Below are 16,857 nucleotides of genomic sequence, written 5' to 3'. Positions count from 1 at the left end.
TTAGTTTCCTAATTTAGGATTAACGTTAACCTCAGATTCCGGAATAGGCCAAATATCATCCGTTCCTGCCCTGAAATTTTTGGTCGTCACGTACCATCTTGATTGTGGGTCGATTTTCTTGGATGTAGTTGGATACAAAGTGGAGTTTGGAAAAGGAGCTCCCCAGAAATCGCCAACTAGGACTTCGTCTCCTATATCCCATCTAAAAATATCCCAAAGGCGCTGACCTTCCAATGCCAATTCAATTCTTCTTTCGTTTCTTAAAATAGGACGAAGTGTAGCCGGATCGGTTTCGGTTATCGGTGGCAGTCCTACAGAAGCTCTACCTCTAACCTTATTAATAGTCTCGTCTAACAACGCTTGTGTTATAGGGTTACCCGCTTCAAGCTCAGCTTCCAAATAACTCAATAAAACTTCGGCATACCTTACAATTGGAATATTTCCGCCATAATCAGATTGCAGATTGCCACTGAAAGACTCGTCAAAAAACTTTCTTAGCCCATAACCCGTTCGCGTTGCCTGTTTGGAATACGTTAACTGATCCAAAGATTCTGTATGATCAGGGTGACAGTCATAAATTTTGTCTCCAAAAGAAGAACCGTCCCAAAGCAAATTATATCTAAACCTTGGGTCTCTATTGGCACCCATATCATCATAATCAAATCTAGGATCGTCATAGGACAATGGCGTACCATCATCAAAACCATAGGCATCTGCCAAGCTACCCAAGGGGTTCACAATATGCCAACCCGAAGATACTGCTGGGTAAGCATGTTGAGGCAAAGCATTCCCGGCCTGTCCTCCAAAATATTGTGTACTGAAAATATTTTCACTGCTTGCTTCATTAGCCGGAGTAAAAAGAGAGGCATAGTCCGGGTCTATTATATTCTCGCCCATATCTATAATCTCTTTGTACACCTTTGATGCTTCCACAAAGTTCTTTTCTCCAAGGTACATTCTACCCAAGAAAGCCAAAGCCGCTTGCTTGCTGGCCCTACCTGCCTCTGTACCGGACAACTCTGCAAAAGATGGTAAATCTGCAGCGGCTGCTTGTAATTCACTGATTACAAAAGAAACCAATTCTGCCTTTGATACTTTATCTACATTGTTTGCCTCATCTGGCGTTAAGGTTGTGGTCACCAAAGGAGCACTTCCCCAAAACTGGGAAATATAAAAATACGTTGCCGCCCTTAGGAAACGAACCTCGGCACTCATTCTATCAATCTTGGCCTGATCCATATCAACATTACCAATGTTTTCTAAAAAGTCGTTACAGATGGCGATTCGCTTATAAGAACCTGTCCAATACCCATTAATAACATTATTATTTGGTAACAAAGTACCGTCGGTAAGACGATTTTGAGTGGAGTTATCCCCCCTACGATCATACGCGTTATCCGTTGCAAATTCCATAAAAACGATTCCACAATACGTCCACCAATCAGAGGGTACTACTTGCGTTCCGTATTCTATAGCCCCGCGATATGCCCCTGTCAAGGCTATATCTGCATTGGACTCCGATGTCCAAAAGTTATCTTTTGCAAAAGCATTACTTGGAAATTGTTCTAGTTCTTCGTCGCAGCCCCATAGGGTAATCAATGCCATGCTTAAAACAGCGAACCGAGCGGTGGATGATATGCGACCTATATATGTGTTTAATAAGTTTGTCATGTCCTAAAATTTTAAGTTTAAACCAAAGGTGTAGGTAGTTAGAATAGGATAATAGCCCCCAGAAGAATTAATCTCAGGATCCCATCCATCTCTATAGGAATTGAACGTATGCAAATTCTCTGCGCCCAAATAGATCCTTAGGTTATCTATACCGATTAAATCGGTTACCGGATCAGGGAAATTATAGCCCAATTGCACATTTTTAACTCGAAGGTACCCAGCGTCTATCACCCAAAAATCCGAAGTTTCCGTATTTGGTGTACCACTGTTGGTAATCACTTCAAGTCTAGGATAGTCTGGGTAACGTACCGGGTTTTCCGGGTCAAACCTTCCTTCCATTTGCCACCTTTGGATATTACCTAAATTGTAAAAAGCATAACCAGCATAATTGGTCAACTGCCCTTTAACCCCTCCAACACCTTGAAGGAAAAGGGAAAAATCGAAGTTTTTGTAATTAAGGTTAATGTTAGCTCCATAGGTGTACTTTGGAATACGACTTCCTAAATATTTACGGTCATATGTTGGATCAACTTGACCATCCGGTACCCCATCCGGTCCACTGATATCTTTATATCTAAAATCTCCAGCCTGTGAACTAGGGTTAACTGCTGTCTGGTCTGCCCAGCTAGATACTTCTCCGTCATTTAGAAAAACACCGTCCGTTTCATACCCATAATACATTTGCATAGGGTAGCCAATAAAAAGATCAGATCCGTTACCAACATACCCGTTAGGTTGTTCTACGTTACCTAAGCCCAATGTTACAACCTCATTATCTATTACCGAAAAGTTTCCGTTAACCGAATAGCTGAAATCACCTTTACTTCCTCTGTATCCTAAATCAAATTCCCAACCTGTATTTTTGACCGCTCCCGTATTGGTTTCACTAATGCCAACCCCTAGAACCGAGGATACACTTGAAGACGGCTTAAAGAGAACATCTGTAGTATTTCTTCTAAAATACGTAGCGTTAAACGTCAATCTACCATCAAAAAATCCAGTTTCGACACCTATATCGGTAGTTTCCGTTGACTCCCATTTAATGTCGGCATCTCGATATGTAGAATACGCAGCACCTGTTGAAAGTCCACCGCCCAATGCATAATCACGCCCTGAGGCCAGTACGGTCTGATATGGATAGTTCCCAATATTCTGGTTACCTAAAATACCCCAAGATCCTTTCACTTTTAAGTTTGAAAGCCAATCTACATCTTGTAAGAAAGATTCCTGTGATGCTCTCCAACCAACAGCCGCCGCTGGAAATACCGCATATTTATTACTCTTTGGGAATCTTGATGATCCATCATAACGAAGCGTAGCTTCAAAAAGGTAGCGCTCATCAAAACTATATTTTAAGCGAGAAAAGAAAGACTGTAAGGCCCACTCCGCATCATAACCCGCAGTTTGCTGATTTTCCGCACTACCTAAATCTAGTACAGTGTAATCATTACTAGCAAAGTCTTGACGGTAGCCATTAAAAAATGAAAACTCTTCGTTCTCAAAAGAATAACCTCCCAAGAAGCTAAAATCATGTATGCCTACTTCTTTTGACCATTCACCTGTAAATTGCAGTGTTTTATAAAGTTCTTTATTACTGTACTGGTTCAAATAAGACTGACTCAAATTAATCTGGTCGTTCAAACGTTGAGACGCGTAGTATGAGCGTTCTTCGTGCAGTGTAAAATTATACCCGCCTATTGCCGAAAACACTAAGTTATCATTAGGCTTATAGTCTAGTTTAACGTTTACACCTGCTTTTGTCCGTGGGTTTTCCAAATAAGAATCAGAAGCCAACCAAGCCACTGGAGTTCCACCACTTTCAGGACCGATTCCAAAATTACCTTGAGAATCTTGCCCTAGCTCAATTGCTGGATATCTTACGGCATTAGATACCAATTGACTCACAAAACTGCCCGCATTATCAGTTGCGTCAGATGCCCTACTAGCTTCACTCTGGTACCCTGGGCCTTTATTCCCTGTCACCTGAGGCTCTTCTCTTTTTTCTACACTACCAAAAAACCGGGTATTTAATGTAAACTTATCCCCCAACTTATTCTGAAGGTTCATACGCACATTATAACGGTTAAAACTATTTTTTGGAACGATACCGTCTTGTTGTAAGATTCCGGCAGATACATAGTATTTATTTTTTTCGTCTCCACCATTCAAGGTTAGCGTATGTGAAGTCTGGATTCCGTTTTTTGAAAATAAATCTTCTAGAAATTTTGTGTTCGGATAATTATCCGGGTCATCTTGTGCCTTATATTTTGCAATATCCTCCGCAGTAAAACTATTACTGCCAGAAGCTATATTATACATTTCGGCATATTCCCAAGAATCAACAAATTCCGGAAGCTCTGTTGCCGCATTAAAGCCAACGTAGCTATTGTAATTTATAGAGAACTTGTTCTCGCTTCCATTTTTTGTAGTAATAAGAATTACCCCATTTGCCGAACGCGCTCCATAAATTGCCGCAGAAGAAGCATCCTTTAGAACAGAAATAGATTTAATATCATCCGGATTAATATCATTCATACTTCCAGCAATACCATCTATCAAAACAAGTGCGTCCGGTGTTGCTCCAAAAGAACCTACACCTCTAACACTTATGTTTCCACCACTCTGACCAGGTCGCCCAGAGCGTTGAACCACCGTAACACCCGGCATTTGACCGGTAATGGCCTGAGATACCTGAGTAACCGGTCTGTTCTCTATATCTTTGGAGGATACTTGCGAGACAGATCCAATTACGTTCACTTTCTTTTGTGTGCCAAAACCCACAACAACCACCTCTTCTAGACCAGCAGCACTTTCCACTAGCTGAACGTTAATGGATGTTTGATTGTTAACGGGAATTTCCTTGGTAGCAAAACCAATGTAAGAGACTACTAAAATTGCATCATCAGAGGTTACTTCAAGACTAAAATTACCGTCAAAATCTGCCGTAACACCGTTTGTGGTTCCTTTTTCTACCACATTGGCACCCGCTAGGGGAACTCCGGTTTCGTCTGTGATAGTACCGCTAACAGACTGTTGGTCTTCATTTATAACATTATTTTGGGGAATACCTGATACATCATGTGCACTCCTTTTTAAAACAATTTGGTTTTTAACTAAAGTATAGGTGACATTTTCCCCAAAAACCAAGTTCAAGACTTCTTTTATAGGGCGTTTTTCTACATTGAGTGTTACTCTTCTAGATACGTTTAACTGTCCCGTTTTATAAAAAAAACGGAACTGACTTTGCGCTTCTATTTTCTCCAATACACTTTCAATAGTTTCGTTGTTCGCTTCTATTGAAACCTTCTTGTTTTGCGAATAGGAATTCGCATGAAGATTGAACAAGGCAAAAGCAAACATTAAAATGGATATTTTCACTGTGCGATTCTTGTTAAGAATGTTTTTCATGAGAATGAAAAACAATGGTTTTTTTTCCATAATTTTAAATGATTTTGGTTTGTTATTACTCGGACTGAAATCACTATTGATCGGGGACGTGGCAGCGTACCCCGATTTTTTTATATTTTAAGCTACATCATATTTATACTGGTTTTTTGATTAATATTTGGTTATTGGCTATCTCATAATCGAACTCTGCACTCTCCTTGAAAGTGTCTAACAAGTCTTGTATCGTCTCATTTTTAAAAGCCCCCCTAAACCGAACGGCTTCCAATTCTGTATAACCATTTTGAATACGTACACCATAGCGACGTTCTATTTTTCGTATAATATCTTCAAAAGGCTCATTGTTGAAGGTTAAATCACCTTCTCGCCAATTAAGGTAATCGTTTATATCAACCTCACTGATTACAACAGCTTCTTCTTTCATAGCTGCTTTTTGTCCAGGCTCAAGAATACTTGGTTCTTGCTTTATCTGTTCACTTCTATTATCATTTATAGCCACACTACCTTCGGCAAGTACCGTATAGGCTTCTTCGTTCGCATAACAACTAACGTTAAAATGGGTTCCTAGCACCTGAACATCCATATTCTGGGCCACCACGGTGAATTGATGATCTGGGTCCTTGGCAACTTCAAAATAGGCCTCCCCCTTTAAAAAAACTTTTCGCTCTACACCTTTCACAAAACTTACGGGATACTTGAGTGAAGTATCTGCATTTAAATGCACTAATGTGCCATCGGAAAGTAGTAATTCAAAGGTCTTTCCCTTTGGAATAATTATCTCATTATACACAAGCTCAGTAGTAGGCTTGCCATGGTACACCATTTGATCATTAGCTTGCGATGCCAAAATGTTCCCATCTGCATCTTTTATGGATTCCTCACTACCAACAACGATTTCCTTTGTTTTATTATCACCGGTTTTCAGCACAATAGCGGTATCATCCACTACCAATTCCGATTCTTCCGATTTATCTTGGGTCAGAAAAAAATATGATCCCATAAGCCCCACTACCCCAACAAATATGGCCGCATACCTTAAAAAAGAAAGATTAAAATTAACTTTCTTGATTTTGGATGGATTCGTTTCATTTGTGATTTTTTGCCAAACCTCCTGCTTTACCGAATTGTCAAACTTAAAATTTGACATTTCAGTGTCATCACCTTGATACGATTCAAGAAACCTCTCCAACAACTCTCTTTCCTCTGCAGAGCACTCATTATTCAAGTATTTCTTAAATAGCTTTTTTGCATTTTTTGCGTTCATCTATACCTCTATTAGAAACCGATATCATTATTAAGTACCCAAAATAATGCGATGGTACACGTTAGAAGTCGATTATTTTTTAAAATCAATAAAATATTGATGATTAAATTGCGATTAACCCAATTACAACCACCTGACATCTTAACTAAAAGGAGCTTTAAAACACTCGTTAACAATGTTTAGCAGAAAGGTTTAATAAAGAAGAAGGAGAGAAAGAATAATGGCTTCCTCTAACTGAAGATTGTTTCTAAGAGAAGCCAATGCTTTTGAAATTTGATTTTTTACCGCTTGCACGGATATTTCTAGTTCTTCGGCAATTTCTTTGTTCGATTTGTGATGGTACCGGCTCAGAACAAAAATATGACGACACCTTTTTGGAAGTTTAGCTACATGATCACGTATAATTTGATCAAGTTCTGAGTACTCCAGTTTTTGAGATACGTTCATTGAAACGTCAATAATGTTCAATCGGGTTAAATCTTCCGTCGATAACTTATTGTTCCTAAAATGATTGAATATCTGAAACTTTACAGCTTGAAACAGGTAAGGTTTTAAGGAAGTAATCTTATTTGTTTTTCTTTTTGACCAAAGCGAAATAAAAACCTCTTGAATAATATCTTCACATACAGCCCTGTCCTTAATTATGTTGTGCGCATATATGAACATAGCCCGAGAATATTTGTCATAAATAGCCTTGAAAGAAGAGTTATCATCTTCTTTCATGCCCTTTAAGAACGCGGAATCCTCTGTTATCATCTTCATCACACAACAATCAAGATGCTAAATCTATAAAAAATAGACTTAAAATTACAATAACAGTAAAAAGAACACTAATTTTTAGATAAATATGATGCCTTATAACTAATAAACGATAGATTCCAAAACCTACTTCACATAATTAACCCTATACCTCCAGTAACTTATGATGCCAAGAATCAATGCTCCTAAAGCTATATACCAAACATAATCTGGAGTAATTGCAGCTGCACCACTTTGTCCGTAACTATGTAGACCTACCAAGTAATAATTCACTCCAAAATAGGTCATCATAATACTTCCAAAAGCTATAACACTTAGAAAATTGAACGTCCATTTACTTCGTAAAGCGGGTACGAGACGTATGTGAAGGACAAAGGCATACACCATTATGGATATCAATGCCCAAGTTTCTTTAGGATCCCAACCCCAATATCTACCCCAACTTTCGTTTGCCCATTGCCCCCCTAAGAAGTTTCCAATGGTGAGCATAACAAGCCCTACAGTCATAGATAGTTCATTGATAATAGTCAGCTCTTTAATATTCAGATCCATTTTGGCTTTGTTCTTCTTGTTGGTAAAAATCATAAGCAACAAAGAAACCAAACCAAGAATCATAGCTACGGATAACGGCCCATAACTTGCAACGATTACGGCAACGTGAACCATAAGCCAATAACTATCAAGCACCGGCACCAAATTAGAAATAGCAGGATCTACCCAGTTCCAATGCGCAATGGTAAGCAACATACTCGCAACAAAAGCCGAGGCTGCAATGGTTATATTACTTTTTCTAGCAAACAAGAGTCCCATTCCCATGGTTGCCCAGGAAACGTAAAGAATACTCTCATAGGCATTTGTCCAAGGGGCATGTCCTGAAATATACCAACGTAAAATAAGACCTGCCGTATGCCATAGGAACAGAATAAAAATAGTACCCTTTAAGGCGTACACGGAAACCCGCCAAATAGAACGATCTTTAAAAATCTGGAATACCAAAATAAAGAACATTACCACCCCTACTACAGCATAAAGACGATACAATGTGTTGAAAATATCCAGCTTATTATAGATGACCTCCGTATTGATTTTAGCTTCAGAAGGAAGTACTTCTTTACCATGATTCAATTGATTTTGCTTAAAAGCATCCAACAATTTATCGGCATTAGTATAGTCTCCTGTTTCCTTTGCTTTACGCAAAGTCATAAGATAATAGGGAACCGAATTCTTTATAAAGTTGGCGTAAAGCGAATCCGAAACCTGATACTGCCCTCCTCTATATTCTATAGCCGATATCCATTTGTTGTTTTCGTCATTCAACAATGGGAAAATTTTAATGATACGCCCACTTAAAGCCTGATCTAATAGACTTAAACGAATATTGGCATCCTTTAGATCCGTATCAAACTGATTGGGAATATTGGTTGAAGTTGCTTTAGCTAAAAAGGGTTGTAATTTATAATTGCCTTCAGCATCAAAAAAGTCGGTAGCCTTAGCAAATTTCTGTCCTTCCGGAACACCTATTACGTGTCGTATACTATCGTTCTTTCCCTTTTTATCAACAGCCAAGAATTTTGCATTGTACCACGCTGCCGGACTCAACATCATGGATAAAAACACCTGATCGGCATTCATATCCTTATACACATCCTTTAAGCTTAGTTTTCTTAACAACTCTGATGAAAACGTATGGATAGGCTTCATACGGCCACCTTCATCCTGAATTACAAGTTTCCCAAACTTCTCCGCATGCTCCTCAGAAACAATTGTAGTTTGCAAAAGGGAGTCTATTTGAGATTGAGTAGGTGTGGTGCTACTATGATCATGACCATCATCTGCTGAATGTTCCTGAGCATTTACATTCAACAACATTCCCAAAACCAGAACCGTGGTCAGTTTTGCTTTTTTGCTTTTTAACTTCTCCAGAGAAACCGCTAAATCTTTAAACCTTGTTTTTCCAAAAAACATAATACCCATTAAACCAATGTAAAGTAAATAGTACCCCAAATATGTAATGCGCGTACCCCACTGATCATGGTTCACGGACAGAACGGTACCTTTTTCATCTGGGTGGAAACTAGACTGAAAGAAACGATACCCTCTATGATCCAAAATATTGTTCATAAAGATTTTATAATCGAACGGGCGTTCATCTTCTACGGTAACCTTACTCATAAAAGATTTATATCCTTGCTCTGTACCAGGGTATTTTTCTGCTATAAAATCATTCAACTTAATACTAAAAGGAAGTTCATAAACCTTGGAACCATAACTCAAACTAAAATCTAGACCGCCTACGGTTACCTTATCCGAAAAATCAGCAACCCCTCTTCCTCCCAACAATTTTTGCTGAACGGTTTCGCCATTTGCTGAGATTTCAACCACCAAAGCATCCATAGTTGCATCGGTAATTTCTTCTTTTGGCACTTTTACTATTCCGTAAGAACCGGTTACTACCGGCTCCGGAATAACGAATTGCATACCCGCTGTAGAATACAAGGACCGCAATTGAAATTCTTGCAAGCTATCCTTAACGACCTGCCCTTGAAACTGGTCTGCCATTCTCATAAAACTACCCTCAAAAGGGGTTTTTATTTGATATGCACCGTCTTTCTCAAAAATATTTATTGCACCATCCGTTTCATAGTTCAAAGAAAAAAGCACATTATGAATGCTTGAAACTTTACCACTTTCTAAAAAATGTTCATGACGCTCTCCATCACCTGCTTCAACTATCTTTAAATAGGTTTTTCCGTTTTCATCAGGAATCATTCCTTCCTTTGCGCCATCAATAAAATCTACATAAGCAATAGAAAAGGACTGGCCATTAAAATCTGACTTCCAAGGTAAATTAGACTTTATGTCTTCTGCCGTAACAATTAAATCTTCCTGTAACGTCTTTCTCTTGGGCTCTCCATTTATTTCTCCGTCAACGTAGGCCGTTAAATAGGTTTTATCCGAATAAAATACTTTTTCTGATTTACCCTCACGAATTGGCATCATACCTTCATAACTGATATACCTTGTAACAAAGGCGCCAACTATTATAAATATCCATGAAAGGTGAAGTGTTAATACGGCCCATTTTTCCCACCTTAAAAGGCGATATCTGAACATGTTACCAATAAAATTGATAACAAAAAACACCATAATAGCCTCAAACCACAACGTATTATAAATCCAAATTCTTGCTGTTTCCGTACTGTACTTACTTTCAATAAACGTACCCAGCCCCATGGCAACGGCAAATACTATAAAAAGAACGGACATCAATCTTGTAGAGAAAAAGAATTTCTTGAGCATGTTCATCAGCAGCAGCTAAATTGGTTTTCAGCAGGCAAAAATACGCCCTTTTTATTATTTAGAGGTGAAGGAACGCCCCTAAAGTCTTCGCAAAACTGTTAATTATAAGTGAATTTTTTCTGAAATCAACTTTAAAAACATCACCTATTTATGAATTGTACAACTATATGCCTGATTTGTACAAAACGGAAAAATTTCAATATTCTCAAAACCAATTGTTTCATTTACCAAATTTGCAAAATCAGTGTTATTTTTTATTTGCAGAAAATGCCAAACCTAAATATATGCTTATTTTCGCCCTATGATCAAGGTTAGTATTTTAGGAACCGGCAATGTTGCAACCCACCTTTTCAAGGCTTTCTCAAAGTCTAATGAAATAGAAATAGTGCAAGTTGCAGGCCGCAATAAAAAAGCGCTTCTTGCTTTTGGGCAAGAAGAGAAAACTACTTCGGATTTCTCCAACTTAAAACCTTCAGACATATATATTATTGCTTTAAGTGACAACTCAATACAAACTGTATCAGAGCAAATTGGAACTAACAGAGGATTAGTAGTCCATACCTCGGGAAGCACCTCTATGAGTCAACTTTCCGGACATGAGAGACATGGAGTTTTCTACCCATTACAAACATTTAGCAAAGAAAAAATGGTTGATTTTAACCAGGTACCCATCTGTTTAGAAGCGAATACCAAAGAAGACCTTACGTTATTAAAAAGGCTAGCAAATAGTGTTTCTGAAAATGTGTACGAGATAGATTCCAAACAACGAAAAAGTCTTCACCTTTCCGCTGTTTTTGTCAATAATTTCACGAATCACCTTTATCATATGGGCGCTCAAATCTGTAAAGAAAACAATGTTTCTTTTGACATTCTGAGACCGCTTATTCAAGAAACCGCAGAAAAGATTGAAACCCTGTCACCTTTAGAGGCACAAACGGGCCCTGCAAAACGTGGCGATTCCAATACTATATCATCCCATTTAGAACAATTAAAAAATCCTGACTACAAAGCAGTTTACGAACTGTTAAGCAAATCAATAGAAAAAACTTATGGAAAAGAGCTATAAAGAATACCTTAAGAACATAGATACTTTTGTTTTTGACGTGGATGGTGTTTTTACGGACAGCACCTTAATTATTACCACAGAAGGAGAAATGCTCCGTAGAATGAGCGTTAAAGATGGTTATGCCGTTAAGACTGCCCTACAGAAGGGATATAAAATCTGTATTATCTCAGGAGGAACCAACGAAGGAGTCCGTAAACGACTAAACGAACTTGGAGTTACGGACATCTATTTAGGCGCACACCATAAAATGGATGCGTTAAATGAATACATGGCCAATAACAATATCACCCCTAGCACAATGCTGTACATGGGAGATGATATTCCGGATATTCCACCAATGAGAACTGTAGCCCTACCCACATGCCCTCAAAATGCCGTTCCCGAAGTAAAAGCAACATCCATGTATGTTTCCCACAAAAATGGTGGTGAAGGTTGCGTTCGAGATGTTATAGAGCAGGTCCTAAAAGTTAAGGGAGATTGGATGACAAATTTTAGTGCTGCAAATGATTAATTATGCTCGATTTAAACAACCATTCCATAATTCTTGCTAGTGGTTCCCCTAGAAGACATCAGTTTCTTACAGAAATGGGGCTCCCTTTTGAAGTACGCCTAAAACCTGTAGATGAAGTTTATCCTCCTGAATTAAAAGGAAGTGAAATCAGTGATTATCTTGCTAAGCTAAAAGCCGATGCTTTTAAGGGTTCTTTAAAAACAGGCGAGATCCTAATTACCTCGGACACGGTGGTTTGGCACAATGGCCTTTCATTGGCAAAAGCGGCCGACGCAGAGGAAGCCTTTAGTATGATAAAGGCCCTCTCCGGCGATTGGCATGAAGTCATAACTTCAGTTTGTTTTACAACCCCCAGCTCTCAAGAGGTTGCCAACCAAATTACCAAAGTAAAGTTCAGACAACTGCTGGATGAAGAAATATACTACTACATCAACACCTTCAAACCCTATGACAAAGCTGGTGCTTATGGCATTCAGGAATGGATTGGCCTAACCGGTATTGAAGAAATAAAAGGGTCTTACCCAAATGTTGTAGGCCTACCAACGCAATTGGTATACAAAATGTTAAGCGCCATGGTCAAGTAGTTCTTTTTAATTAATTTTAAAAAAACTACTCTACAATGAAAACCAGAACAAAATATAGTCCTTCGCTCCTGTTTTTTACTATACTGCTTGCTTTTTCCCAATCTTGTAAAGAGGTTGAAAAAGAGACCGCTAAGGACATGGCGCTTAACAAGGAAAAAGCGGAAGAGCTGCCAAAGAAGGAACTTTCGAGCGAATTCAAAAAATACTGGTACGCCGGCGAAGCAGAAATTACCTCTTACAAATTAGAACAAGCACGCTATGGAGAAATTCGCGACGGAGAAGCTGTTCTTATCTATGTCACCGAGCCTTTTCTCAAGAAGAAACAAGTAAAAGCCGATGGACAAAACCCAGACAATATACCTGTTTTAAAATTGAACGGCACTAAAAATTATCTTACGGGAATCTACCCCTATTCCATCATGACCAGTAGTTTTTATCCTGTACGCGACAATGACCACGCTCTTAAAGTCTCTTTCTCTGCACAGGAGTGGTGCGGACAGGTTTACGCTCAGCTAAACAATCGTGAAAATTTTGATGTAATGTCCCATTCATATTTTGAAACTGAAGCCGACCAAAACTTTGAATTGGAAAAAGCTACATTGGAAAATGAACTCTGGAACAAAATTAGAATTGCCCCCGAATCATTACCGACCGGTAATTTAAAAATAATACCGTCCCTAGAACATATACGATTGTCTCACAGGGAATTAAAGCCGTACGAAGCAACTGCTTCTTTAAGTGATAAAAATGGAATTACTTCTTATAAAATATCCTATCCAGAGTTAGAAAGAACGCTAACCATTAACTTCACATCTACTTTTCCTTACCGTATTGAAAGCTGGTCTGATACCTTCATTAGTGGCTTTGGTAAAAACGCCAAACAAATGACTTCAACAGCTACAAAAATTAAAACATTAAAAACACCATATTGGCAGCGGAATGGAAATAAGCATATATCTTTGCGCGATAGTTTAGGCCTATAATTTATGCAAGAGTTTTTATTATCGAACAAGAACGAAATGATAGCGACCGCTATAGCATTTTGTTTGCTTCTTATACTAAAATTCGTAACGGATAAAACCATTCGCAAGATTGGTAGAATTAGTGATATTGTAGAAGCACGCACCCTTTTGATTACCAAATACGCCTCTCTGCTCCTAACTTTAATAGGGTTTGGCGTTATTTCGTTTATCTGGGGCGTAAATTTCAAAGAAGTAGGTCTCGTGTTTTCTTCGGTATTCGCAGTAATTGGCGTTGCCTTGTTTGCCAGTTGGTCTATTTTGAGCAACATTACCGCTGGTGCAATTTTATTCTTTTCATTCCCATTTAAAATAGGGGATCGCGTAAAGATTTTAGATAAGGACATAGAATCTGAAGAACCTTTTTTGATAGAGGACATTAGAGCTTTTCACGTAAGTTTAAGGAAATCCAATGGAGAGCTATTAGTATACCCAAACAATCTAATGATGCAAAAAGCGGTTACCTTAATCTATAACTCTGAAGATACACCGGACGGAAGTGAAGAGGCTTAATGCATAGCATGACTCTTTCACCTGAGTACCACATCTCTTTATTTTTGTTAAAGTAGTTCTAAAAAACCCACCTACCCTTATTAAACTTTCTATCTTTGATATGGTGTCGTCTCTGTTAATCAGTAGCCTCACCCATACAAAAACCAACTTTATGCGCTATCTTTTGGCATTCGTTGCCGGAATACTCTTGTCTTTAAATATTGTCAGTGCACAGAAACCTGTGCAACAATCAACTTCCGAAATTTACCATTCCCTTGAAAAGCTGAATTTTCTGGGAACCGCACTCTATATTGCTGCACACCCAGATGACGAGAACACAAGACTTATTTCCTACCTATCCAATAAAACAAAAGCTAGGACCGGTTACTTATCTTTAACAAGAGGAGATGGCGGCCAAAATCTTATTGGGCCAGAACTTCGTGAACTTCTTGGTGTTTTGCGTACGCAAGAACTGCTGGCTGCAAGGCGTGTAGATGGTGGCGAACAATTTTTTTCGAGAGCAAATGATTTTGGGTATTCCAAACATCCGGATGAAACCTTGGAAATATGGAATAAGGAAGAGGTTTTAGGTGATGTGGTTTGGGCCATTCGTAATTTTAAACCTGATGTAATCATCAATCGTTTTGACCATAGGAGTCCAGGTACAACTCACGGGCATCATACTTCTTCTGCCATGCTAAGTTATGAAGCTTTTGATTTGGCCAATGACAAAAGCGCTTATAGCCAGCAATTAGAGCTTACCGAAACATGGCAACCACAAAGGCTATTTTTCAATACTTCTTGGTGGTTCTACGGGAGTCAGGAAAAATTTGAGAATGCCGATAAATCCAAAATGGTCAATTTAGACATCGGCACCTACTATGCTTCTTTAGGGAAATCCAATAACGAAATTGCCGCTTTAGCCAGTAGTCAGCACTTATGCCAAGGTTTTGGTCGCTTATCACAAAGAGGAACGGAAAATGAATACGTTGAGCTATTGAAAGGCGATATGCCCAAAAATTCAAATGATTTATTTGAGGGGATTGATACTTCATGGTCTCGTGTCAATGGTGGTAAAGCTGTAGGTGAGATTCTTTATGCGATTGAAAAGGATTTTGACTTCTCCAATCCTTCAAAACATTTGCCTCAATTAATAGAAGCGTATGAATTGCTTCAAAAAGTTGATGATCCCTATTGGAAAGCTTTAAAATCCCTAGAGTTAAGAAATATTATTTTAAATGTAGGAGGACTTTATCTTGAAGCATCTGCCGAAACTGCTTTTTCCAATCCTGGAGGTAAAGTAAAAGTGAAAGTTGAAGTAGTGAACCGTAGTTCTAGCAATATTGTTTTAAAATCTATTTCCATATCAAATACGGGTACAGCGCTACAACCTTCAATAGCTTTAAAAAATAATGTAAAGCAAAATTTTGAAATTGATTTAGAAATTCCTGAAACAACGGAGTACACAAGTCCGTATTGGCTCAAAGAAAAAGGGAGTTTAGGTATGTATAAAGTGGATAAACAATCCCTTATTGGCAAACCTGAAACGCCACGTGCATTCATAGCAGAATTTGAACTTGATTTCAATGGAAAATCCGTGGTTTTTGAAAAGCCCGTTATATACCACTACGCAAAACCTGATAAAGGGGAATTGTTTCAACCTTTTGAAATACTCCCAGAGGCTACTGCTAGTTTTAGTGATAAAGTATTAATATTCGCTGATGGAAAATCGAAAAAAATTCCGGTTACCGTAAAGGCCAATGCAGACAATATTAAGGGAAGTTTGCAACTGAAGCATTCCAAAGGGTGGACGGTAGATGTTGAATCAAAACCATTTGAAATTGCTAATAAAGGTGATGAACAAACTTTAATTTTCACTTTAACACCACCTGCAGACGAAGATGAAAGCTACATCTCTCCTGTTGTAAAATTAAACGGAAAAGAAATCACTAAGGAATTGGTGAGAATTGAGTATGACCATATCCCAACACAGTCCGTATTACTGCCTTCGGAGGCCAAAGTGGTTCGCCTAAATATTAAAAAATCCGGAGAACACATTGGCTATATTGTGGGTGCCGGAGATGAAGTGCCAGAAAGCTTAAGACAAATTGGCTACATTGTTCACACAGTTGCGCCTAGTAGTATTGCAAAAGGATCATTGGATAAGTATGATGCAGTAGTTGTTGGTATTAGAGCGTACAATGTATTAGATGAATTAAAATTTAAACAACGATATCTTTTCGATTATGTAGAAAAAGGTGGTAATCTTGTTGTACAGTATAATACTGCCGGCAGATGGGGAGACCAGTTTGAAAATTTGGCGCCCTACCCTATTACGTTATCCCGTGATCGAGTAACGGATGAAAATTCAGAAGTAGAAATAGTGGCCAAGAAAAATTCTTTGGTAAATTATCCGAATAAAATAGAGGCCAATGACTTTAACGGATGGGTACAAGAACGCGGACTATATTTCCCCAATAAATGGTCTAAGGAATTTACGCCTATCCTATCTATGAGTGACAAAGGAGAGTCCGCAAAAAAAGGAAGTCTTTTGATAGCCCCTTATGGAAAAGGAAATTATATATACACAGGGTTAAGTTTTTTTAGGGAACTGCCTGCTGGGGTACCTGGAGCGTACAAGCTATTTGCCAATATGCTTTCGGTAGAAAAGAACGTGAAACCCACCAAATTGAATTAAACGGGATGTTAGATAAATTCGATTGGAAAAAAGAATACACATTGGTACTCATACTGAATATTGTATACGTGCTTATTTTTTGTTATTT

11 protein-coding genes are annotated in these 16,857 nt (G+C 38.4%); 6 read left to right on the top strand and 5 right to left on the bottom strand.

Annotated elements, in window-relative coordinates; genetic code table 11:
- The 5 genes from P0077_RS17690 to P0077_RS17670 all read right to left on the bottom strand — a co-directional run bounded on the left by P0077_RS17690 (position 1) and on the right by P0077_RS17670 (position 10,405).
- Complete coding sequence (locus P0077_RS17690; protein ID WP_276166534.1) at positions 1-1,671, bottom strand: RagB/SusD family nutrient uptake outer membrane protein; 1,671 nt, start codon at positions 1,669-1,671, stop codon at positions 1-3.
- Positions 1,672-1,674: 3 nt separating this feature from the next.
- Positions 1,675-5,109: a TonB-dependent receptor gene (locus tag P0077_RS17685; protein WP_276166533.1), complete on the bottom strand. Its 3,435-nt coding sequence runs from the start codon at positions 5,107-5,109 to the stop codon at positions 1,675-1,677.
- A gap of 103 nt (positions 5,110-5,212) precedes the next feature.
- Positions 5,213-6,340, bottom strand: a complete 1,128-nt coding sequence (locus tag P0077_RS17680) for a FecR family protein (RefSeq protein ID WP_276166532.1) — start codon at positions 6,338-6,340, stop codon at positions 5,213-5,215.
- Between the two features lie 192 nt (positions 6,341-6,532).
- Positions 6,533-7,102 (bottom strand): RNA polymerase sigma-70 factor, encoded by a 570-nt coding sequence (locus P0077_RS17675; protein ID WP_276166531.1) that lies wholly within the window; start codon positions 7,100-7,102, stop codon positions 6,533-6,535.
- A 123-nt stretch (positions 7,103-7,225) separates the two neighbouring features.
- On the bottom strand, positions 7,226-10,405 hold the full coding sequence (locus P0077_RS17670; protein WP_432422793.1) for a cytochrome c biogenesis protein: 3,180 nt from the start codon (positions 10,403-10,405) through the stop codon (positions 7,226-7,228).
- A gap of 295 nt (positions 10,406-10,700) precedes the next feature.
- Here P0077_RS17670 and P0077_RS17665 point away from each other — a divergent pair, with 295 nt between their 5' ends.
- The 6 genes from P0077_RS17665 to P0077_RS17640 all read left to right on the top strand — a co-directional run bounded on the left by P0077_RS17665 (position 10,701) and on the right by P0077_RS17640 (position 16,769).
- A complete protein-coding gene (locus P0077_RS17665; protein WP_276166530.1) occupies positions 10,701-11,465 on the top strand; it encodes a Rossmann-like and DUF2520 domain-containing protein in 765 nt (254 codons plus the stop codon).
- The gene (locus P0077_RS17660; RefSeq protein WP_276166529.1) at positions 11,449-11,976 is read left to right on the top strand and encodes a KdsC family phosphatase; all 528 of its coding nucleotides are present in this window, start codon (positions 11,449-11,451) and stop codon (positions 11,974-11,976) included. Before P0077_RS17665 ends, P0077_RS17660 begins: the two co-directional genes overlap by 17 nt.
- A gap of 2 nt (positions 11,977-11,978) precedes the next feature.
- Positions 11,979-12,560, top strand: coding sequence for a Maf family nucleotide pyrophosphatase (locus P0077_RS17655; RefSeq protein ID WP_276166528.1), 582 nt, complete (start codon positions 11,979-11,981; stop codon positions 12,558-12,560).
- A gap of 35 nt (positions 12,561-12,595) precedes the next feature.
- Positions 12,596-13,543, top strand: coding sequence for a septum formation inhibitor Maf (locus P0077_RS17650; protein ID WP_276166527.1), 948 nt, complete (start codon positions 12,596-12,598; stop codon positions 13,541-13,543).
- Between the two features lie 3 nt (positions 13,544-13,546).
- A complete protein-coding gene (locus P0077_RS17645) occupies positions 13,547-14,092 on the top strand; it encodes a mechanosensitive ion channel domain-containing protein (RefSeq protein WP_276166526.1) in 546 nt (181 codons plus the stop codon).
- 151 nt (positions 14,093-14,243) lie between these two features.
- Positions 14,244-16,769, top strand: coding sequence for a PIG-L family deacetylase (locus tag P0077_RS17640; RefSeq protein ID WP_276166525.1), 2,526 nt, complete (start codon positions 14,244-14,246; stop codon positions 16,767-16,769).
- The last annotated feature ends 88 nt before the right edge of the window (positions 16,770-16,857 follow it).

This window comes from Zobellia alginiliquefaciens, from assembly GCF_029323795.1.
Classification (GTDB): Bacteria; Bacteroidota; Bacteroidia; order Flavobacteriales; family Flavobacteriaceae; genus Zobellia; species Zobellia alginiliquefaciens.
This window is presented reverse-complemented; position numbering and strand designations above follow the sequence as displayed.